Origin of the sequence: Brevibacterium aurantiacum (assembly GCF_003932995.1) — a bacterium.
GTDB classification, from domain to species: domain Bacteria; phylum Actinomycetota; class Actinomycetes; order Actinomycetales; family Brevibacteriaceae; genus Brevibacterium; species Brevibacterium aurantiacum.
The window spans coordinates 1,033,142-1,053,298 of sequence record NZ_CP025333.1 but is presented as its reverse complement, the minus strand read 5'-3'; the positions used below and the strand labels follow the sequence as shown (position 1 = coordinate 1,053,298).

Sequence of the window (20,157 nt, the reverse complement as noted above, 5' to 3'; positions counted from 1 at the left end):
CCCACTGTAATGGGCGAGGTGTCAGTGCTTCGGCTCCTCGCCCGTGTCGGGGCCCTCATCGTGGTCAGGACGCTCAACCGCGGTGTCCGAAGCCGACGATGACGCCTCGCCCCGCTCATCCTGTTCGCCGCCGGCAGTAGGCTCGGCCGTGGCCACTGACCCCGCCTCGGCTGTGGATTCCCTCTCCTTGCCTGAGTCGGCGCGGTGCGTCGTGTCCGTGCGCTCCCCGGCTCTCGCCTCGGCGACGTCGAGCACCTGGCCACGGGCCATGTTCTTCACGTGCTTCTTCTCCGCTCGTCGTTCCTTGGCTCCTTCGAGCAGGAGGTAGAGGACGGGCACGAGGATGAGCGTGAGCAGGGTCGAGCTGATGAGGCCGCCGATGACGACGATCGCCAGCGGCTTCGAGATGAACACTCCCCCGCCGGTCAGACCCAGCGCCATCGGCACGAGCGCGAAGATCGTGGCTGCCGCGGTCATCAGGATCGGACGATAACGCAACCGGGCACCGTGGACGATCGCCGCCCGCAGATCAACGCCTCGAGCCCTGAAGTGGTTGATCAGGTCGATGAGCACGATCGCGTTGGTGACCACGATGCCGATGAGCATCAGCAGACCGATCATCGAGGTCAGACCCAGCGGAGTGTCAGTCAGCAGCGACAGCGCGATGGAGCCGGTGGCCGCGAACGGAATCGAGACCAGCAGGATCAGCGGCTGCAGCAGCGACTTGAACGTGGCGACCATAATGACGAACACGATGAGGATCGCGGCGAGCATCGCAAGTCCCAGCTGGGAGAACGCTTCGTTCTGCTCCTGCGTGGCACCGCCGGTGTCGACGCTGACCGAGTCGGGGATATCAACGTCGTTGAGTGCCGACTGCACATCGGCCGACACCGTTCCCAGGTCATCGCCTGCAGGGGTCACCGATACCGTGGTCGAACGCTGCGAGTCCGTGTGACGGATCGTCGGTGCGGTCTTGACCTCTTTCACCTCGGCGACGTCACTGAGTTCGATGAACCGAGGCTCAGACGTCAGCGCCGGAGCACCTGCCATGGCGCCCGGATCACCGGCCGCGCCAGCGTCACCACCGGCACCGGCTCCACCGGCACCACCAGCACCGCCGGACGCATCCGCGCCGCCTTCGGCTCCACCGGCACCGCCCGCAGCTCCGGCACCACCGTCTGCTCCACCAGCGGCACCGGCAGCGCCACCAGCGGGCGCCGTCTCCTCCGGTTTGCCGGGGATCTTGAGGTCGCGCAGTTCATCGACTGTGTCGGCGTTGCGGTCGAAGAGGAGCACCGAGTGAGAGACGTTGTCGATGACGACTTCGCCGATGTTCTGGCCGTGCATCGCCCGCTGCACGTACTGACCGATCGAGGCCTCCGTGAGGTTCTCCTCGGCGGCCTTCTCATGATCGACCTTGACCTCGATGACGGGCTGGACGGCTTCGAGGTCGCTGGTCACCGACTGAGTCCCGGGAACGCCTTCGAGCTTGTCGGTGACGGTCTTGGTGGCGTCGTCGAGCTCTTTGACATCCGAGGCCGAAAGGGTGACGTCGATCGTCTGGGCTCCGGGCGTCGAGCTCTGGCTCTGCACCTCGACCTGCCCGACGTCGCTGAGATCGTCGAACTCTTTCTGCAGCTCGTCAGAGATCGACTGCGCCGAGACTCCCGACTTGGAGGTGATGATGTAGGTGCCGGTGATCGACGAGTCGTCAGTGAACCCGAAGGTGCTTCCACCGACGGAGAGCTGATAGGACTCGACGTCGCTGTTGTCCTCGAGGATCTTCTCGACCGGCTCGGCCTGCTGCGAGGCCTCATCGAGATCGGTGCCGGGGTCGAAGGTCTGCGAGACCTGCAGACTGTCCTGACCGGTATCGCCGAAGAGCTCGGTCTTCAGCTGCGGGACCATCGCTCCCGTCCCGATGAGGAGGAGGACGGCGACCAGGATCATCACGACAGGATGTTTGGTGGAGAACGAGATGACCGGCATGTAGGTCTTCTGCAGCCGTGTCACCGGAGAATGCATGCCAGCAAGCTCATCGACCTCGCCTGCTTCCTCATCGGTAGCACCGTAGTGGGGCTCCGCCGAGGCGGTGGCGGCACCGGCAGTGGTCGCCTCGGTGCTCGGCTCATCGTGACGGCCGGCGGTGAGGATGTCCTGCTTCTTGGAGGCCTTCTTTGCGGCCTTCTTCTCGCTGCGCCATTCGGAGAGCATCCCCTTGCGGCTGCGCCGGATCTCCTTCTTCTCCGCGCGGGTGAGCTTGACCTTGGCCTCACGTTGCCGCAGGAACCAGTAGGCGAGGACGGGCACAATGGTCAGTGCCACGAACAGGCTCGAGAGCAGGGCGATGGTCGCGGTCAGGGCGAAGGGGCGGAACATCTCGCCGGTCTGGCCGGAGACGAAGGCCAGCGGCAGGAACACGGCAACGGTCGTCAGGGTCGATGCGGTGATGGCGCCGGAGACTTCGGAGACGGCGGCAAGGATGTTCGCGAACTTCTCACCGCCCGAGGCGTGCCGTCGTCGGATGGCTTCGATGACGACGATCGAGTCGTCGACGACGCGTCCGACCGAGATCGTCAGCGCACCCAGGGTCAGCATGTTCAGGGTCTCCCCGCCCATCCACAGACCGACCATGGCGATGAGCAGAGACAGCGGGATCGAGATCGCTGTGATGATGGTGGCGCGGACCGAGAGCAGGAACACGAGGATGACGAGGACCGCGAAGAACAGTCCCAGTCCGCCTTCGACGAGCAGATCGTGGATCGACTGTTCGATGAATGGTGCCTGATCGAAGGCGGAGACGAACTCGGTGTTGTCCCCCATCGACTTCTCGAGTTCGGGCAGCTTCTCGGACACGGCAGCGGAGACGTCGACGGTGTTGGCGTCGGATTCCTTCATGATCGACACCGACAGCGAGGGCTGGCCGTTGGTGCGCGAAATCGATTCGACGGGCTGGTTCTCGATCTTGACGTCGGCGACGTCGGAGAGCTTGATCGGGTCGTCCTTGCCGCTGATGACGAGATCCTTGATGGCATCGACGGAGCGGATGCGGGTTCCGACCTCGACCGGTGCCGTGCCCTCATCGCTCTTCAGCTCGCCCGCCGAGGTGGGGATGCCGTTGGACTGGAGGATGCCGGCGATCTCGTCGAGGTTGGCTCCCTCGTCTTCGAGGTCGTCACGACGGATCGTGACCTCGACCTGTTTGGTCTTCGCACCGGCGATCATGACCTGTGAGACGCCGTCGACCTTCTTCAGCTCGGGTTCGGCGATGTCCTCGAGGTTGGCGGCGAGCTTGTCCTCATCGGCGTCCGAGGTCACGGACAGCGCGAGGACGGGAATGTCATCGGTTCCGGCCGTATTCACGGTGGGTTCGACACCCTCGGGCAGCGTGGCCTGGACCTGCGAAACCGCGCGTTGGAGGGACTTGACGACGTCGTCGGAGTCCTCGCCGTACTTGGTGCTCACGGTGATCGAGGAACTGCCCGCCGAGGACGTCGAAGTCATGTCCTCGACCTCTGGCAGCGCCGTCAGCGCACCTTCCAGGGGGTCGGTGACCTCTTGTTCGACGGCCTCCGGGGTTGCGCCCTCGTACGAGGAGGTGACCGTGGCTTGGGGGTTTTCGAGGGAGGGGAAGAGCTCCTGTTTGAGAGCTCCCGCCCCGATGATGCCGAAGATGATGGCGACGACGGAAATGAGCGCAATGAGCGCACGATTTCGCAGACTCAAACGGGTCAGAAAACTCACGTGGTGACTCTCTAGTCGGTGTGCACCCGCAGAGATCGACTGCAGGGGGATGGTGCTCCGTGAACCAATACTAGTGATTCACACTATCCAAATCACGTGAGCAGACCCTGAGTGCCTGCGTGCCGACGAGCAGCGTGTACCTGTGCAGACGAACTGATTACCCGCGCGCTGATAAGCAGCGTGTACGCGTGCCGTGAGACTCAGCTCAGATCGTCGTCGATCCGCTCGTTCTGCTCTGCTTTGCGCACCACGCGGGGCCGGGTTTCACGACCTGTGAACCAGTAGGCAGCGGCCAAGATACCGAGGATTCCGGTGAGCATGAACGCCCAGGAGTAGTCGAAGTGATCGACGACGACTCCGGCGATGATGGGTCCGAGGATGGCTCCCGCATCGAGGGCCATCTGATACTTCGCCAGGACACGGCCGCCCTTGCGATCGCGGCCGATGACATCGGCGACCGTGGCCTGCTGAGCGGGGTTGGCCAGCCCCGAACCGATGCCGGCGACGACGGAGAGGATGAAGAACAGCCAGATCGAGTCGGTGAACGCCAGGGCGGAGGTGCTCACACCGAGGACGAGCAGCCCCCATTGGATGAAGGGTTTGCGCCCATAGGTGTCGGCGAATCTGCCGACGACGGTGACTGCTGAGGCGTTGCCGATCGCGAACATGGTCAGCGCCAGACCGGCGACCGCGGTGTCTGCCCGCAGCGCTTGGATGGCGAAGAGCGGGTAGATGGCCACACGGATGCCCATGGCCGACCAGCCCTGGACGAACGCGGAGATCAGAGCAGCGCGGTAGGCAGAGTCGGCCCACGCCTGTTTGAACGTCATCACCTCCATCTGCGTCTCGTCCTTCGTCGCCTCCAGGCGAGCGCGACCGAGTTTGGTCGAGGAGCCTTCCGAGGCAGTGGAGGCGAGGAAGATGCGCACCACGATGGCGGCGATGAGGAGACCGACGGCGTAGATGATGAAGGGGATGCGCATGCCCCACCCGGCCATCGCTCCGCCGAGGACGGGGCCGGCGATATTGCCGACGAGGAAGGCCGTGGCATAGGTGCTCGAGGCCTTGGCTCTCGCGTCGATCGGTGCCAACCGGATGATCAGGGCCATGGCGGAGACGGTGAACATCGTGGACCCGATTCCACCCAGTCCGCGGAAGACGAGCAGCTGCCAGTAGCTTTGGGCGAAGGCGACGGCCGCGGTGGAGGCGGCGACGATGAGGAGGCCGGAGATGTAGATGCGGCGTTCTCCGAAGGCGTCGACGAGGCGACCGGAGGAGGGTGAGAAGACGAACCGGAAGAAGGCGAAGGAGGAGACGACGATCGTGGCGGCGGTGACTCCGAAGTTGAAGCTCGCGGCGAACTGCGGAAGCACAGGGGCGATGATGCCGTAGCCCAACGCCACGATGAAGGCCGCGGCGACGAGGACGTAGATCTCCTTCGGGAGTCTGCGTGAGGAAGCAGTCGGTTCTAACTGCGCGTCATCGTTGTCTGTCACAGGGTATCGAGGAACTGCTCGGGGTCCGGCAGCGGCCGAGTGCTGTTGGGCAGACGCTGTCGGTAGCGTTCGGGGACCGCACCGATGTAGAGCCAGCCCATGAGCAGTTCGCTCTCTTTCAGTCGGTGGAGTCTGCGCACGGCAGGTTCGTTGGTGAGGTTTCCGCTGCGCCACATGACGCCCCAGCCGGCCTGCCACAGGGCAAGCTCGAGCAGGTGACCTGCCCCGGCGGCCGTGGCGTGCTGTTCCCATTCGGGGACCTTCGGGTTGTCCTGTGGGGAGGCGACGAGGGCCAAGAGGAGTTCTGCCCGCAGCGGCTTCTCGTTGATCTCACCGGTCTTGCGCTGGACGTTTCCTGCTTCGTCGAGGGCCTCGCCGAGGCGGTTCCGATCGTGTCCGCGGATGATGATGAACCGCCAGGGCTTGAGCCCTTTGTGGTCGGCGACCGAGGAGACTGCATGGATGAGTTCTCGCAGATCGGCGTCGTTGGGAGTCTCCGGACCGAGCTTCGAGATGGACCGACGAGTGGAGATCGCGTGCAGAACGGGGTCAGCGACGATGTCGATCGAACTCGGCACAGAATAGTCCGGGCCCACCGGACGGGACGCCGCCGACGCCGCTGTCTCTGATGAAGAGGATGCCGAAGCCTCAGCGTCTGTCGATGGCGCAGAGTCCGTCGCCGACGGCTCTGCGCCCAGCTTCCTCGCCCAGGGGCCGGTCTGGCCGTCGAGGAAGTGCGCGCGCACGCGATCCCTCGTCACATCACAGGCGCCGACGTCTTTCTGACGCCTCTTCTTGCCCGCCTTCTTCGACATTCAGCTCACCCATTCCGCAAACGCCTCCCGTGCATGGGACAGCTTCGGATCAATGATGACACGGCAGTACCCGTTGTTGCGGTTCTCGGTGTAGAAGTCCTGGTGGACAGCCTCGGCGGTGTGGAAGACACCCAAAGGCTCAAGGGTCGTGACGATCGGAGCCTCGAAGAGTCCCTGTGCCTCGGCGATGGCGGCTTCGAAGCGCGCCTTCTCCTCCTCGTCGGCGTAGAACATGGCCGACCGGTACTGGGTGCCGACGTCATAGCCCTGAGCGTTGAGGCTCGTGGGGTCGTGCCCGGTGAAGAAGAGGCCCAGGATCACGCTTTCGGGCACGATCTCGGGATCGAACGTCACCTGAAGCGCCTCGGCGTGGCCAGACGTGCCGGAACATACTTCGCGGTAGTGCGGGTTCGGCGTATGGCCTCCGGTGTATCCGGAGATCACCGAGGTGACTCCAGTGGTCCGCTGGTAGACGGCGTCGAGGCACCAGAAGCATCCGGCGCCCAGAGTCAGGGTACGAAGTTCACTCATATTCCGTACAACCATGATGTGTGCCAGTTATTCCCGCTTCCGCACCCGGTGCCTGCTGCTGGTGCTCGTGGTGGCAGTTGGTGCGGTCAGCGACGAAGGTCAGCTGATTGGGCTCAGGCCACTGGGCGAGAGTCAGTGGCCCGTCGTCGAATTCCTCATCCTCGACCTCGAAACTGCTCGAATAGCCGACCCTGTCACCGCCGAGACCGAGCGGATGCAGCGTCCCTGACTTCGCCGCAGTCGACAGTTCGGCGGACGTCCGGGGCGGTGAGTCGGCATCGGTGCCGAAGAGATTGAGACTGCTGAGACGACCATCGACGATGTCGAGCGTGAGCTCCAGTCGCGCCGACGCATCTGCGTCCTGGGTGCCGACGACGGGGTAAGTCTGCTGTGCCGGGACGATCAGTGCGGACGACGCCTCTGGGTAGACGTCGATGTTCGAGACATCCTCGTCGCGCAGCAGTTCGGCGAGCTGCCGCGCATCCAGGGTGATGGGTTCATCGCCCGGATGCTGTGTGCGCGAATAGGTCACCCACACGAAGAATCGTGCGGATTTGAACTGTGCTCGCGCCGTATCGGCGGCTTCGGCAGAGACCGGATGCGGCTGTGCGAGCAGCTGATTGACTGCTCCGCGGATATGCTCCGGCAGTTCGATCTCGACCGGAGCGTACTCCAGGTCCTCGATCTGGTCGTGCTCCTCGAACTTGTCGAGGAGGGCCGCACAAGCGGCGACGAACGTGCCGCTGGCCGCTGCGCCCAGTCCTCGCCCGAAACCGGTAGGAAATTTGGCGTCAATCGTATCGGCGAAGTTCTGGGTCGGGTGCCACAGTGCCCAGCTGAAGGCACCGGAGGCAAACGCGGTGGTGAGATTGCGAAAGGACTGAGCCTTCTCCGCCTGCTCCCTCGGGTCCACCGTCGAGTACCGGACGGCTTGTCCTTCGTCCTCCTCGCCAGGCCCCCACACTGCACCCAAGTCGAACTCACCGTCGAGCGGTCCCGCGAAGGCCTTCGTTCCAACGATCCAGGTCAGCCCCGCATTGGCAACCGCATTGCCCAAGCGTGCCGCACGATCGTGTTCAGGCGCGAAGTCACGGCTGCGCACCAGAGCGAGGGCACTGGTTCCGGCAACGGCGATGGCACGGACAAGACTGCGATGACGAGGCGAGATATCGGGAAGATGCATGCGTCAATCGAAACATGGCTGCTTGTGCCGATCATGGGAATCGCCCCGGAAGGCGAGTTCTCCGGTCTCAGAGGAGCATCGAACTGGGCAGAGTGAATCCGAGCTCGCTGGCCGCCTGCTGGGTCGAGGGTTGGTTCCAGAATTTTGCCACCGAGGTGTTCGTCGACAGGGATCGCATCTCTGCTTTGTCGAGGTACATGATGCCGTCGAGGTGATCGGTCTCGTGGGCGACGATGCGTGCCGACCATCCGGCGACCACCTCGGCGATGGGCGTGCCGTTGAGATCAACGCCGGTGAGCTCGATCGAGCGCGGTCGGGCGACGACCGCCTGGTAGCCGGGGATCGACAGGCAGCCTTCGAAGAAGGCGACGTTCTCCGAGGTGGCGGGGGTGTATTCGGCGTTGAGGACGACGCGCAGGGGCATCGGGGACCGCTGTCGCACCTCGGCGGTCTCCGGGTCGAGGCTGCCGGGATCCTCTGCGACGAACATCGACAGACCGATGCCCACCTGCGGCCCGGCCAACCCCACGCCAGGTGCGGCGAGCATGGTTGCCCGCATCACCTCGGCGAGTTGGGCCAGTTCCGCGTCGTCGACCTGCCCGTCGAAGGGACGGGTGGTCTGCCGCAGGATCGGATCGCCGGCTTCGACGATCGGGGCCACTCCCCCGCCTGCTTCAGCGGCGGCGAGGACGGCGCGGATCTGGGCGGCGACGTGGGCATCGGCATCGTTCATGGGCATGACGCTGTCAGCTCAATCAGACGTCGCGGGCGACGATGAGCTCGGCGTGCTTGAGCAGCGGTGCGTCGATCATCTTGCCCTCGTAGGCAAACGCACCCTTCTCGGACTTCGCGAGTTCGAGCACGGCCTTCGCCCAGGTCAGCTGCTCTTCGCTGGGGCGGAAGGCATCGCGGACGACGGGGACGTGGTTGGGGTGGATGGAGACCTTGCCGCTGAAACCGGACTGGACGGCGTCCTCGGCCTCCTCAGCCAGGCCCTCGAGGTTCGGGATGTCGGCCCAGATCGAGTCGAGGGCGAACTTGCCGTGGGCGCGGGCGGCCAAGAGGGTCGAGTTGCGCACGTGTTTGGCCACGTCGCGGTAGCTGCCATCAGCGGTGCGCGAGGATCCCCCGCCGAGGTCGGCGATGAGGTCTTCGGATCCCCACATCAGTGCGTAGGCGTTGGCAGCGGCGGCGATCTCGGCGACGTTGACGGCACCCAGTGCCGTCTCGATCAGGGCGATGACCTGGTAGTCGGCGAGGACCGTGAGGTCGGAGGCGTGCTCGGCCTTCGGCAGCATGACGGCCGTGTAGTCGGTCTTCGCCAGCATCGCCAGATCCTCGCCGAGGTGGTCCGAATCTCGAGCATTGATGCGCACCACCGTACGGGTGGGGTCCAAGGGGTAGTCGATGATCGACTCGCGGGCAGCGGCTTTGTCACCGTCGTTGACGGCGTCCTCGAGATCGAGGATGACGATGTCGGAGCGTTCGGCGGCCTTTGTGTAGCGGTCGGGGCGATCACCTGGGACGAAGAGCCAGGCCGGTTTGAATTCCAATGTCATCGTGGTGCTCACTTTCCTGTCTCGGGCGCTGTGTCTGCGTGGCTGGAGTCGAACATCATGGTCTGGCGCACGGCCTTGGCCACGAGCGTTCCGTCCTGGTTGTAGCCGCGGTGTTCCAAGGTCACGATGCCCTGGCCGGGACGGGACTTCGACGCGCGTTTGTCGAGGATCGTCGTCTCCGCATACAGGGTGTCGCCATGGAAGAGCGGGGCCGGGAAGGCGACCTCGGAGAAGCCGAGATTGCCGACGATGGTGCCCTGCGTCAGCTGCGTGACCGAGAGGCCGATGAGGGTGGAGAGTGTGAACATCGAGTTGACGAGGCGCTGGCCGAAGGGCTCTGTCGCTGCGAAGGCCGCGTCGAGGTGAAGGGCCTGCGTATTCATGGTCACGGCGGTGAACCAGGTGTTGTCCGCCTCGGTGATGGTCCGGCCCGGTGCATGCTTGTAGATCGCGCCGACTTCCATCTCGTCCAGCCACAGACCTCGTTGTTCGATGACCTTCTGCTCACTCATGCGTCACTCCTCTGTGTCACGTGTGTCTCTGACCACTTGTCGTGATGCGAGCTTATCGTCTGCCGCCCGACGGCAGGCAGTCAGGGTCCCTGCGTGGGATCCTGACTGCCTGCGGCCGGCTTAGCTGCCGATTTCACCCGAGCAGCACGGTTGGCGATCTCAGTTGGCGATCTCGGCCTCGAATACGTTGAAGGCGGAGTTCCAGCCGTCGTAGGCGCTGGCGTCGGAGCCGGAGTCGTTGGGAATGCCGGTCAGAGCGAACGTCATCCGGGTGGTGTTCGCATCGATCTCCTCGAACACGACGCTGACCTGCGGAGCGTCGTCGACATCGTCGGGACTTCCCCAGGTGAAGTCGAGCCGGTGAGGCGCGTCGATTACCAGGCATTTGCCCGCGGTGGGGAATTCCTGTCCTGTCTCCTCGATGCGCATGGTGTAGGTGTAGAGACCGCCGACGCGCAGGTCGACGCTGACGGACTCTCGTGGCGTGACCAATGTTTCCGGATGGAACCAGCGGGCAATGACATCGGGATTGGTCCAGGCTTCCCAGACACGGTCTCGTGGTGCGGCGAAGTCTCTCACGATGGTGAAGCCGGGCTCCTCCGTCGTCGGCTGCGCGGTGTCGGCGGCTGTGCTGTTGTGGTTCATGATGATTCTCCTCCTTGAGTCGATCATTTCTCCTCGGCCAATACCTGGTCGAGGTTGTCGAATCGCTGCTGCCAGTCCTCGTGTGCTGCCATCAGCCACTCGTTTGCGGCCGACAGCGGCCCAGTGTTGAGATGCACGATTCGTCGCTGTGCGCTCTTGACCCGGGTGATCAGCCCCGCGTCCTCGAGCACCTTGAGATGCTGTGAGACCGCCGATCGGCTGATCGGCAGCGGTTCGGCGAGGTCTCCGGCGCTGAGGTCACCGTCGCGCAGACGATCGACCATCGCCCGCCTGGTCGGATCGGCCAGAGCACCGAACAGAGCATTCAAGTTCATTTCAGCACTTCCTTAATTAAGGGATTACTACAATACGCCGGTGTGATGAGCTGTCAAGGGTTTTCGCTCAAACCCGACTAGGCTAGGAGACAGCCGTAAGGGCTCGCCGACTATCTTCAGGAGAGACATGGACCGCGACTCGATCGAATGCTGGTTGACCGACATGGACGGTGTCCTGGTCAAGGAGAACAATCCCCTGCCCGGCGCGGCCGAGCTCCTCGCGCAGTGGCGTCAGGCCGACATTCCCTACCTGGTACTGACGAACAATTCGATCTACACCGCCCGAGACCTCTCTGCTCGGCTCCGCTCGAACGGCCTCGACGTTCCCGAGTCGAAGATCTGGACCTCGGCGATGGCCACCGCAGACTTCCTGTCGAACCAGGTCGAGCACGGCACCGCCTATGTCGTCGGTGAGGCGGGACTGACCACCGCCATCCACGAGGCGGGGTTCATCATGACCGAGAAGGATCCGGACTTCGTCGTCGTCGGCGAAACCCATTCCTACTCCTTCGAGGCGATCACCAAGGCGATCCGCCTCATCCAGGGCGGTTCGCGCTTCATCGTGACCAACCCCGACGCCACCGGCCCCAGCCCTGAAGGTGTCCTCCCTGCCACCGGCGCCATCGCCGCCCTCATCACGAAGGCCACGAACCGTGACCCCTATGTCGTGGGCAAGCCGAACCCGATGATGTTCCGCTCCGCACTCAATCAGATCGGCGCGCACTCGGTGAGCACCGCAATGATCGGCGACCGAATGGACACCGACATCATTGCGGGAATGGAGGCAGGCATGCACACGGTGCTCGTTCTCTCAGGCATCTCCACCGCCGAGGATGTGCGCCATTTCCCCTTCCGCCCCAACGAGATCGTCAACGGAGTCCATGACCTCCTCGACGTCCCCCTCGATCAGCGGGATTCACTGGGACCCGACGCCACCGGCTCCGCCTGAGGCGCCCCGCGGGACACCGAGCCAACTCGCCTCAGCGAACTCGACTCACTGCAGTGACGAAGTCAGGCGCATGACTGACTCCAGGTAGCGGCGGATGTAGGGTCGCTGCTCCCATTCGTCGAGGGAGAGCTCACTGCTCTCGGCCTGGTACTCGGCGACCACCTCGGCGATGTCGTGGACGAGGTCACCGCCTGTCGTGAGCAGGCTGATCTCGTAGTTGAGGCCGAATGAGCGCATGTCCAGGTTCGACGAGCCCATCACCGCGTACTCATCGTCGACGATGAGGCACTTGGTGTGCAGGACCTGCGGCTTCGGGTAGCGGAAGATCCGCACTCCGACTTCCAGCAGCGACCGGTAGTACGAGGCCTGGGCGAAGTCGACCATGAACTGGTCGGCCTGTTCGCTGACGTAGAGTTCGACGTCGACGCCGCGCTCGGCGGCGGTGACGACGGCGGCCAACAGGGACTCGTCGGGCACGAAGTACGGGCTGACGATCGCCAGACGCTTCTGCGCCAGGTATATCAGCGAGGTGAAGACTTTGAGGTTGGGTTCGGTGGTGAAGCCCGGGCCCGAGGGAACGAGCTGCATGGCGCTCGTCTGCCCACCCACGTCCGGTAGGTAGGCATCACGATCATAGGTCCTGATCCCCAAGGCCTCATCGCATTCGGTGTACCAGTCGGTGGCGAACACGGCCTCGACGGCGGCGACGATGGGCCCGGAGAGTTCGACCATGATGTCGTGCCAGGCCCGGCCGATCTTCACGTTCGACTTCTTCAGGTACGAGGAGTCGATCATGTTCTGGGACCCCATCATCGCCTTCTTCCCGTCGACGACGAGGAGCTTGCGGTGGTTGCGCAGGTCAATGCGCCGGGCCTTCCCACACCAAGGGATGAAGGGCAGCATGAGGTGCCAGTCGATTCCGCCCTTGGTCAGACGCTTGCCGAGGCGGTGGAATCCCGGATACTTCCGCGAGCCGATGTGGTCGAAGAGGACCCTGACCTTCACACCCCGGTCAGCGGCACGTTCGAGTGCGCGGAAGAAGACGTCGGTCGTCGAATCCCAGGCCATGATGTAGATCTCGACGTGCACGTATTCGCGCGCCTCATCGACGAGTTCTGACATCCGCTTGATGCTGGCCTCGTAGTCGCTGGTGACACCGTGGCTGTCGCCGGTGACCATCGGCAGAGCCGTGAGCCTGCGCCCCAGCTGAGCGATCGACACGAACCCGGGGGCAGTCTGCAGCGACGGGGGCACGTCGGGCAGGTCGTCGGCACCCTCGTGCATGAGCTCATCGGCCTGCGCCTGAATGCGTGCCCGACGCCGATTGATGTAGGGGCTGCCGAGCATGAGGAACAGCGGGATCCCGACGATGGGGACGAACAGGATGAGCAGCAGCCAGGCCGAGGACGAGGAGGGCCTGCGGTCCTCGGGGACGACGCCGACGGCGATGATCTTCACCACGTATTCGATGACGATCCAGCTCGCGCCCAGGACCGACGCCACGACGCTGTAGTCCACGTACATCCTCTCTGTCCTCGACTGATTCTGTGTTCCACACTAACTGAGCCTGTTCCCAGCAGATGACAGCACCGCCCGCCGAGGTGGACCTGCACTTCCGTACGGAAGCGTGGAACCACCTCGGCGGGCGGTGTGCTGGTCTCGGTGAGCTCAGATCCCGAGTTCGCGGGCGATGAGCATGAGCTGGACCTCGGTGGTGCCCTCCCCGACCTCGAGGATCTTCGAGTCGCGGTAGTGGCGGGCGACGAGGTATTCGTTCATGAAGCCGTAGCCGCCGTGGATCTGTGTGGCGTCGCGGGCGTTGTCCATTGCGGCCTCACCGGCGACCATCTTCGCGATCGCGGCTTCCTTCTTGAACGGCAGCCCGGCGAGCATGCGTGATGCGGCCAGGTAGTAAGCCGAGCGGGCGGCGACCACGCGGGCCTCCATGCGGGCGATCTTGAAGGAGATGCCCTGGAAGTCGGAGATCGGCTGACCGAAGGCCTGACGCTCCTTGGCGTACTTCACGGATTCGTCCACGCAGCCCTGCGCGGCACCGACGGACAGGGCGCCGACGGCGATGCGGCCCTCGTCGAGGATGCGCAGGAAGTTCGCGTAGCCGCGTCCGCGTTCGCCCAGCAGGTTCGCTTCGGGCACCTGCACGTTGTCGAAGGTGAGCGGGTGCGTGTCCGAGGAGTTCCAGCCGACCTTGTCATAGGCCGGTTCGGCGGTGAAGCCAGGGGTGCCGGTGGGGATCATGATCGTCGAGATCTCAGGCACTTCGCGGCCCGACTTCGACGTTCGGGTTCCGGTCACGGCGGTGGCGGTGACCAGGCGGGTGATGTCGGTTCCGGAGTTCGTGATGAAGCACTTGCTGCCGTTGATCGTCCAAGTCCCGCCCTCCAGCGTGGCCTTGGTCCGGGTGCCGCCGGCGTCGGAGCCTGCCTCGGGTTCGGTCAGACCGAAAGCGCCCAGGCCGGAGGCGTCGGTGAGTTTGGGCAGCCATTCCTTCTTCTGCTCTTCGGTGCCGAAGCGGTAGATCGGCATTGCGCCCAGGGAGACGCCGGCTTCGAGTGTGATGGCCAGCGACTGGTTGACGCGGGCGATCTCCTCGATGGCCAGGGTCAGGGCGAAGTAGTCCCCGCCCATGCCGCCGTACTCTTCGTCGAAGGGCAGGCCGAAGAGTCCCATCTCGCCCATCTTCGCAACGAGGTCGTAGGGGAACTCGTGCTTGGCGTCGAGTTCGGCTGAGACGGGTGCGACCTCTTCGTCGGCGAACTTCGCGACGCCGGCTCGCAGGTCTTCGTATTCTTCGGGCAGCATGCCCGGAACGAAAGCTGTCATGATTTCCTCCCCGCTGAATGCGTGGTCAGTGAGTTTCCAGTGGTCAGTTGATTGCGTGATCAGTTGGCTGTTTGCCTAGTTGGCTGTGTCCGCGGCGGCTGAGTCGGCGGCTTCGGCTGCGGCCTCGTCGACGACGGTGGCGAGCACCTCGTCGAGTCCGACCTGGGCGCCTTGGACGGCGGTGACGGTGACGATGCCTGCGGCAGGTGCGGTGAGCACGTGTTCCATCTTCATCGCCTCGACGACGACGATCGGATCACCCTGGTCGACGTGGTCTCCGGACTCGACCCGAACCGCGACGACGGATCCGGGCATCGGGGCGAGCACCTCGGCGCCGTCGAGACCCGGGGTCAGGGACGTATCGGCCTGGGACCGGGTGAAGACAAAGACCCCTCGGTCGCTGCTGACCCAGATGCTGCGATCGCGGGCATCGGAGAACACCCGGGCGGTGGTCTGGACACCGTCGATGGTCAGGTGCCAGAGGCCGTCGTCATCGATTGTGACGGCGCTCGCCCGTGCACTCACGTAGGTTCCGGAGGCGAAGTCGTTCGGAGGGGCAGACGCATATGCAACCTCGTCGCCTTCGCGTACCGCGAGTTCGCCCGCTCCCGTGAAATTGAGGCGGACGCTGCCTCGGAAGTCCGGTCGTGAGGTCCGCCAGGCAGAGGGCCTCCCCCACGCCGAGGCGGTGGCCGAGTTCTGCGGCAGGTGTGCTGCCGTGAGTGCTCCGGTCAGTTCGGTTCCAGCACGGCCGCCGGTGACGAGCACGGCCGTGGCAGCCAGCTGACGGTCGAGATCGCCGGGTGCGTGTGCCAGCTGGTCCTCGCCGAGGCGGTCGATGAGTGAGGTATCGAGGTTGCCCGAGACCACCTCGTCGAGGCCCATCAGGGTGCGCAGGAAATCGATGTTCGTCACGATCCCGGGTACAGCCGAAGCCGCAAGTGCGGCATCGAGACGAGCGATCGCCGCGGCACGGTCGGGAGCATGGACGATGAGCTTGGCGATCATCGGGTCGTAGTCCGAGGCGATCGTCTGACCGGCTTCGAGTCCGGCGTCGATGCGGATGCCCTCGCCTTCCGGGAAGACGACGTCAAGTGCCCGGCCGCCGGTGGGCAGGAATCCGCGAGAGGGGTCCTCCGCGTAGATGCGGGCCTCGATCGAGTGCCCGGTCATCGTGATGTCGTCCTGGCTCAGCGGCAGTTCCTCGCCGGCGCCGACGCGCAGCTGGAGTTCGACGAGGTCGATGCCGGTGACCTCCTCGGTCACCGGGTGTTCGACCTGGAGCCGGGTGTTCATCTCCATGAAGAAGAACTCGTCGGGGCGGTCGGCGCCGACGATGAATTCGACGGTGCCGGCACCGCGGTAGCCCACGGACTTCGCGGTCTCGCAGGCGGCCTGGCCGATACGCGCCCTGGTCGCCTCATCGAGCAGCGCCGAGGGTGCTTCCTCGATGACCTTCTGGTGGCGGCGCTGCAGGGAGCACTCTCGTTCGCCGAGGTGGATGACATTTCCGTGTGCGTCGGCCATGACCTGGACCTCGATGTGACGCGGGGTCGCGACGAGGCGTTCGAGGAACAGCGTGTCGTCACCGAAGGAGCTCGCGGCCTCACGGCGGGCCGTGTCCAGAGCAGTGGCCAGCTCAGAGGGTTCGAAGACCGCGTGCATGCCCTTGCCGCCGCCACCGGCAGAGGGTTTGATGAGCACCGGGAAGCCGATGTCATCGGCCGCGGTGACCAGCGATTCGTTCGACATGGCCGCGTCCTTGGTGCCGGGTACCAAAGGCACTCCACGCTGGGAGACGGCATTCTTGGCCGTGATCTTGTCGCCCATGGTCCGGATCGCTTCGGCGCCGGGGCCGAGGAAGACGATGCCAGCTTCTTCACACGCGTCGGAGAAGTCGGCATTCTCGGACAGGAATCCGTAGCCGGGGTGGATCGCCTCGGCGCCGGTGGTCTTGGCTGCGGCGATGACCTTGTCGATGCGCAGGTAGGACTCGGAGGCTTGGGCCGGTCCCAGGTGCACGGCGGTGTCGGCGGCCTTGACGTGTGCGGCCTGGGCGTCGGCATCGGAGTAGACGGCGACTGTTCTGATGCCCAGTCGACGGCAGGTGCGGATGACGCGGAGTGCGATTTCGCCGCGATTGGCGATGAGTACTGTGTTGAACATGGATGAGCTCACATTCTGAAAACGCCGTAGCCGCTGGCATTCAGCGGGCGTTCCATCGGTCCGAAACGGGCGAGTTCGAGTGCCAGGGACAGCACCTGGCGGGTGTCGGTGGGTTCGATGATTCCGTCGTCCCAGAGCCTGGCCGTCGAGTAGTAGGGGTTGCCCTGAGCTTCGTACTGGTCGCGGACGGGCTGTTTGAAAGTGTCTTCCTCTTCGGCGCTCCAGGTCTCGCCGCGGCCTTCGATCTGGTCGCGCTTGACCGTCGAGAGGACGCTGGCTGCCTGTTCGCCGCCCATGACTGAGATGCGGGCGTTGGGCCACATCCACAGGAAGCGGGGCGAGTAGGCGCGGCCGCACATGGAGTAGTTGCCGGCGCCGAAGGAGCCGCCGATGACGACGGTGAATTTGGGAACGCGGGCGGTGGCGACGGCGTTGACCATCTTCGCTCCGTGCTTGGCGATGCCGCCTGCTTCGTAGTCGCGTCCGACCATGAAGCCGGAGATGTTCTGCAGGAAGACCAGCGGCACGCTGCGCTGGTCGCAGAGTTCGATGAAGTGGGCGCCCTTCTGCGCGGATTCGCCGAAGAGGATGCCGTTGTTCGCAACGATCCCCACCGGGTGTCCGTCGAGGTGGGCGAAGCCGGTGATGAGGCTGGTGCCGTATTCGGCCTTGAATTCGTGGAATTCCGAACCATCGACGAGGCGGGCGATGACTTCGTGGACATCGTAGGGCGTGCGTGAGTCGACGGGCACGACCGAGGTGAGTTCCTCCGGCGAGTGCAGCGGCTCCCGAGTTTCGACGACGTCCCAGTTGGGCTGGGGTTTGGGCCCGAGAGTGGAGACGATGTCGCGCATGATCTCCAGGGCATGGGAGTCATTGGCCGCGAGGTGGTCGGTGACGCCGGAGACGCGTGAGTGGAGTGCTCCACCGCCGAGATCCTCTGCGCTGACTTCCTCACCAGTAGCGGCCTTGACCAGGGGTGGGCCGCCGAGGAAGATTGTGCCCTGTTCGCTGACGATGATCGATTCGTCGGCCATTGCCGGCACGTAGGCACCGCCCGCGGTGCAGGAGCCGAGCACGGCTGCGAGCTGCGGGATGCCTGCGGCCGAGAGTGTGGCCTGGTTGTAGAAGATCCGGCCGAAGTGCTCGCGGTCGGGGAAGACGTCGTCCTGGTTGGGCAGGTTGGCGCCGCCCGAGTCAACGAGGTAGATGCAGGGAAGGCTGTTCTCCTTCGCCACTTCCTGGGCGCGCAGGTGCTTCTTGACCGTCACCGGGTAGTAGGTTCCACCCTTGGCAGTGGCGTCGTTGGCCACGATGACGCATTCGCGTCCGTTGACGCGGCCGATGCCGGTGATGATTCCTGCTCCCGGGCTGGCATCGTCGTACATATCGTTGGCGGCCAGCGGAGATAGCTCGAGGAAGGCCGTACCAGGGTCCAGGAGGTGTTCGACGCGTTCGCGTGGCAGCAGCTTGCCCCGGTCGATGTGGCGCTGCCTGGACTTCTCGGGTCCACCCAGGGCCGTGACCTGGATCCGTTCCCGGAGTTCAGCGATGAGTTCGGCATGGGCCTCGGCGTTCGCCTGCCCCGTTGCCGGACTGACCGCAGTTCCCACTGCTCTCATTCCACTCCCCATTTCAGTTAATATTGGTTAACTGACTGCTATGATACTGCTCAAAGCCCAATGTGACAATGCGCACGATGGAACGGACTTCGAGCCGGGTGCGAGCCAAGGAGATGAGGTGACGGAGATGGAGCCGAAGGCGCCTGCGCGCTCAACGACGGCTGATTCGGGAACCGCCGGGACCACCCGCGCTGCGGCGAAGGCAGCACGTCGCGAACAGCTGCTGTCGGTGGCGAAGAACCTCTATGCCCGACACGGATTCCATGGTGTTCGCCTCGATGACTTAGGCAAGGGCGCCGGGATCTCCGCACCGGCGGTCTATCGACATTTCGAGTCCAAGGAAGCCGTCCTCGAAGAGCTCCTCGTCGGAATCTCTGAGTATCTGAACTCGGGCGGGGACGCGATCATCACGCGCCACGAGGACGACAGGGCCACCTCGGCGCTCATCGAGCTCATCGACTTCCATGTCGCCTTCGCCATGAGTGAGCCCGAGCTGATTCGGATTCAGGATCGGGACCTTGCGGCACTGCCCGAGGCATCGAGGCGCACTGTGCGTCGCCTGCAGAGAAGCTATGTCAGTCACTGGGCCGAGGTCGTGGCGCAGGCCAATCCGGACTGGTCGCTGGATGCGGCGACGGTGCGTGTGCACGCGGTCTTCGGCATGATCAATTCGACCCTGTACCAGGCCAGGCACTCAAGCGCCGAGGTGGTCGGGGTCGAATTGCGTGCCGCCGCTCGGGCAGCACTGGGGATCGGCTGACGCTTCAGCCAGCCGCACGAAACATCAGGGGACGATGATGAGCTTTCCTCGTGTGTGTCCTGTTGCGCTGGTGTTGAAGGCCTCGGGCACCTCGTCGAGGCTGAAGGTGCGCGCCACCTCGACGGTGAGCTCACCTGAATCGACGAGCTCGGCCACTCGCGCGGTCTGCGAACCGTAGGGGCGCACCCAGATGTAGCGGCCACCGTGCTCGGCCACCGAAGGATCTGCGACCGAGGCATGTGTCCCGCCGTCCCCCAGCACCGCAAGAGTCGTGTCGAGCACCTCTCCGACGAAGTCGACGACGCCATCGACCGGGCCGCCCACGACCTCGAGGACGCGGTCGGCCAGTCCTTCGCCATAGGTCACAGGCTCTGCTCCAAGGCCGCGCAGGTATTCGTGGTTGGCCTCCGAGGCGGTGCCGATGACCCGGGCTCCGAAGGACTTCGCGATCTGCACCGCGAAGCTGCCCACTCCCCCGGATGCTCCGTGGACGAGTACGGTTTTGCCGTTGATGTCGCCCAGTGCCTCGAGGGTGCGCAGCGCGGTGCCACCTGCCAGAGGCAGTCCACCCGCCTGCTCCCAGCTCAGACTCTTAGGCTTCGCGGTCACCGAGTGGACGGGCACGGCCACCTTCTGCGCGAACGTGCCGGCGCCGAGGACGTCTTTGCGGGCGTAGGCGATGACCTCGTCGCCGATCTGGAATTCCGGGGCGTCCGCGCCGAGGCCGATGACGACTCCGGCCACGTCCCAGCCTGGGGTGACGGGGAACTGAACGGGCATGATCGCATCGAGGTGACCGCCCACAAGCTTCCAGTCGACCGGGTTCACTCCGGCGGCACGGACCTCGATGAGAACCGATGCCGGCGGGACCTTCGGATCGTCGACCTCGCGAACGGTGATGTCACCGAAGTCGTCGGTGTACTGGTCATAGACTGCTGCACGCATAACGGCGGCCTTCCGGTAGTCATCAGTGGATAGCTGATGAACACCGAAAGACCG

17 protein-coding genes are annotated in these 20,157 nt (G+C 64.6%); 2 read left to right on the top strand and 15 right to left on the bottom strand.

The features are described 5' to 3' along the window. Positions 1-21 precede the first annotated feature (21 nt). The 10 genes from CXR25_RS04780 to CXR25_RS04735 all read right to left on the bottom strand — a co-directional run bounded on the left by CXR25_RS04780 (position 22) and on the right by CXR25_RS04735 (position 10,820). Positions 22-3,744, bottom strand: a complete 3,723-nt coding sequence (locus CXR25_RS04780) for an efflux RND transporter permease subunit (RefSeq protein WP_236850659.1) — start codon at positions 3,742-3,744, stop codon at positions 22-24. Between the two features lie 200 nt (positions 3,745-3,944). Continuing rightward, positions 3,945-5,240, bottom strand: a complete 1,296-nt coding sequence (locus tag CXR25_RS04775) for an MFS transporter (protein WP_009883390.1) — start codon at positions 5,238-5,240, stop codon at positions 3,945-3,947. Then, positions 5,237-6,055: a nitroreductase family protein gene (locus tag CXR25_RS04770; RefSeq protein ID WP_180959243.1), complete on the bottom strand. Its 819-nt coding sequence runs from the start codon at positions 6,053-6,055 to the stop codon at positions 5,237-5,239. The genes CXR25_RS04775 and CXR25_RS04770 overlap by 4 nt, the downstream gene beginning before the upstream one ends. Further along, positions 6,056-6,586 (bottom strand): peptide-methionine (S)-S-oxide reductase MsrA, encoded by a 531-nt coding sequence (msrA, locus tag CXR25_RS04765; RefSeq protein WP_009883388.1) that lies wholly within the window; start codon positions 6,584-6,586, stop codon positions 6,056-6,058. After that, positions 6,579-7,769: a hypothetical protein gene (locus tag CXR25_RS04760; protein WP_125240455.1), complete on the bottom strand. Its 1,191-nt coding sequence runs from the start codon at positions 7,767-7,769 to the stop codon at positions 6,579-6,581. Before CXR25_RS04760 ends, msrA begins: the two co-directional genes overlap by 8 nt. A 67-nt stretch (positions 7,770-7,836) precedes the next feature. After that, positions 7,837-8,502, bottom strand: coding sequence for a peptide deformylase (locus CXR25_RS04755; protein WP_009883386.1), 666 nt, complete (start codon positions 8,500-8,502; stop codon positions 7,837-7,839). A 22-nt stretch (positions 8,503-8,524) separates the two neighbouring features. Then, positions 8,525-9,328, bottom strand: coding sequence for an HpcH/HpaI aldolase/citrate lyase family protein (locus CXR25_RS04750; RefSeq protein WP_125240454.1), 804 nt, complete (start codon positions 9,326-9,328; stop codon positions 8,525-8,527). Between the two features lie 8 nt (positions 9,329-9,336). Next, positions 9,337-9,840, bottom strand: a complete 504-nt coding sequence (locus CXR25_RS04745; protein WP_009883384.1) for a MaoC family dehydratase — start codon at positions 9,838-9,840, stop codon at positions 9,337-9,339. Between the two features lie 159 nt (positions 9,841-9,999). Then, positions 10,000-10,485 carry an SRPBCC family protein gene (locus tag CXR25_RS04740; protein WP_125240453.1) on the bottom strand — a complete coding sequence of 162 codons (486 nt, stop codon included), beginning with the start codon at positions 10,483-10,485 and terminating at the stop codon, positions 10,000-10,002. A 23-nt stretch (positions 10,486-10,508) separates the two neighbouring features. Beyond that, a complete protein-coding gene (locus CXR25_RS04735; RefSeq protein ID WP_009883382.1) occupies positions 10,509-10,820 on the bottom strand; it encodes an ArsR/SmtB family transcription factor in 312 nt (103 codons plus the stop codon). Between the two features lie 127 nt (positions 10,821-10,947). Here CXR25_RS04735 and CXR25_RS04730 point away from each other — a divergent pair, with 127 nt between their 5' ends. Beyond that, positions 10,948-11,769: an HAD-IIA family hydrolase gene (locus CXR25_RS04730; protein ID WP_009883381.1), complete on the top strand. Its 822-nt coding sequence runs from the start codon at positions 10,948-10,950 to the stop codon at positions 11,767-11,769. A 45-nt stretch (positions 11,770-11,814) separates the two neighbouring features. On the opposite strand, the gene cls is transcribed toward CXR25_RS04730, so the two are convergent. The 4 genes from cls to CXR25_RS04710 all read right to left on the bottom strand — a co-directional run bounded on the left by cls (position 11,815) and on the right by CXR25_RS04710 (position 18,398). Beyond that, on the bottom strand, positions 11,815-13,293 hold the full coding sequence (cls, locus tag CXR25_RS04725; protein ID WP_069599669.1) for a cardiolipin synthase: 1,479 nt from the start codon (positions 13,291-13,293) through the stop codon (positions 11,815-11,817). 144 nt (positions 13,294-13,437) lie between these two features. Next, positions 13,438-14,610 (bottom strand): acyl-CoA dehydrogenase family protein, encoded by a 1,173-nt coding sequence (locus tag CXR25_RS04720; protein WP_009883379.1) that lies wholly within the window; start codon positions 14,608-14,610, stop codon positions 13,438-13,440. Positions 14,611-14,685: 75 nt separating this feature from the next. Then, positions 14,686-16,776: an acetyl-CoA carboxylase biotin carboxylase subunit gene (locus CXR25_RS04715; RefSeq protein WP_125178009.1), complete on the bottom strand. Its 2,091-nt coding sequence runs from the start codon at positions 16,774-16,776 to the stop codon at positions 14,686-14,688. Positions 16,777-16,784: 8 nt separating this feature from the next. Beyond that, positions 16,785-18,398 carry a carboxyl transferase domain-containing protein gene (locus CXR25_RS04710; protein WP_029417066.1) on the bottom strand — a complete coding sequence of 538 codons (1,614 nt, stop codon included), beginning with the start codon at positions 18,396-18,398 and terminating at the stop codon, positions 16,785-16,787. Between the two features lie 127 nt (positions 18,399-18,525). Here CXR25_RS04710 and CXR25_RS04705 point away from each other — a divergent pair, with 127 nt between their 5' ends. Next, positions 18,526-19,158, top strand: a complete 633-nt coding sequence (locus tag CXR25_RS04705; RefSeq protein ID WP_125178544.1) for a TetR/AcrR family transcriptional regulator — start codon at positions 18,526-18,528, stop codon at positions 19,156-19,158. 24 nt (positions 19,159-19,182) lie between these two features. Here CXR25_RS04705 and CXR25_RS04700 read toward each other — a convergent pair whose 3' ends face one another. Further along, a complete protein-coding gene (locus CXR25_RS04700; protein ID WP_125178008.1) occupies positions 19,183-20,103 on the bottom strand; it encodes an NADP-dependent oxidoreductase in 921 nt (306 codons plus the stop codon). Positions 20,104-20,157 lie beyond the last annotated feature (54 nt).

What these genes read in the sequence shown, in the direction of transcription:
- CXR25_RS04770 (WP_180959243.1), bottom strand. Translation starts at nt 6,055, where the DNA reads ATGTCGAAGAAGGCGGGCAAGAAGAGGCGTCAGAAAGACGTCGGCGCC.
- msrA (WP_009883388.1), bottom strand. Translation starts at nt 6,586, where the DNA reads ATGAGTGAACTTCGTACCCTGACTCTGGGCGCCGGATGCTTCTGGTGC.
- CXR25_RS04760 (WP_125240455.1), bottom strand. Translation starts at nt 7,769, where the DNA reads ATGCATCTTCCCGATATCTCGCCTCGTCATCGCAGTCTTGTCCGTGCC.
- CXR25_RS04755 (WP_009883386.1), bottom strand. Translation starts at nt 8,502, where the DNA reads ATGAACGATGCCGATGCCCACGTCGCCGCCCAGATCCGCGCCGTCCTC.
- CXR25_RS04750 (WP_125240454.1), bottom strand. Translation starts at nt 9,328, where the DNA reads ATGACATTGGAATTCAAACCGGCCTGGCTCTTCGTCCCAGGTGATCGC.
- CXR25_RS04745 (WP_009883384.1), bottom strand. Translation starts at nt 9,840, where the DNA reads ATGAGTGAGCAGAAGGTCATCGAACAACGAGGTCTGTGGCTGGACGAG.
- CXR25_RS04740 (WP_125240453.1), bottom strand. Translation starts at nt 10,485, where the DNA reads ATGAACCACAACAGCACAGCCGCCGACACCGCGCAGCCGACGACGGAG.
- CXR25_RS04735 (WP_009883382.1), bottom strand. Translation starts at nt 10,820, where the DNA reads ATGAACTTGAATGCTCTGTTCGGTGCTCTGGCCGATCCGACCAGGCGG.
- CXR25_RS04730 (WP_009883381.1), top strand. Translation starts at nt 10,948, where the DNA reads ATGGACCGCGACTCGATCGAATGCTGGTTGACCGACATGGACGGTGTC.
- cls (WP_069599669.1), bottom strand. Translation starts at nt 13,293, where the DNA reads ATGTACGTGGACTACAGCGTCGTGGCGTCGGTCCTGGGCGCGAGCTGG.
- CXR25_RS04720 (WP_009883379.1), bottom strand. Translation starts at nt 14,610, where the DNA reads ATGACAGCTTTCGTTCCGGGCATGCTGCCCGAAGAATACGAAGACCTG.
- CXR25_RS04715 (WP_125178009.1), bottom strand. Translation starts at nt 16,776, where the DNA reads ATGTTCAACACAGTACTCATCGCCAATCGCGGCGAAATCGCACTCCGC.
- CXR25_RS04710 (WP_029417066.1), bottom strand. Translation starts at nt 18,398, where the DNA reads ATGAGAGCAGTGGGAACTGCGGTCAGTCCGGCAACGGGGCAGGCGAAC.
- CXR25_RS04705 (WP_125178544.1), top strand. Translation starts at nt 18,526, where the DNA reads ATGGAGCCGAAGGCGCCTGCGCGCTCAACGACGGCTGATTCGGGAACC.
- CXR25_RS04700 (WP_125178008.1), bottom strand. Translation starts at nt 20,103, where the DNA reads ATGCGTGCAGCAGTCTATGACCAGTACACCGACGACTTCGGTGACATC.